1 protein-coding gene is annotated in these 223 nt (G+C 50.2%); it reads right to left on the minus strand.

Annotated features, from left to right (window positions below):
- On the minus strand, positions 1-223 hold a 223-nt coding region (locus NLF92_RS14005), incomplete at both ends, for a CsgG/HfaB family protein (protein WP_254102883.1).

Consider the following 223-nt stretch of genomic DNA (forward strand, 5'->3'; position numbering starts at 1 on the left):
TTCTAACATAATGAATTTCTGCGTTGCGGTAAGGCGGCTGGCCAGAATATCAGAAGCCTGTTTACCCAATCGGTTACCTTGTTTGTCGACCAGAAAGTTATTCGCTCTGGTTGTTTCGTCAGAAAACCGCGCAATGGCCACTACGCGCTTCAAACCTAATTGTTCTTCCTGCAATACCGGGCTAATTTGCGGCGCGGGAGCCGGAGTCGGGTTCACAACACCG

This window comes from Opacimonas viscosa, from assembly GCF_024199005.1.
In the GTDB taxonomy this organism is placed as follows: domain Bacteria; phylum Pseudomonadota; class Gammaproteobacteria; order Enterobacterales; family Alteromonadaceae; genus Opacimonas; species Opacimonas viscosa.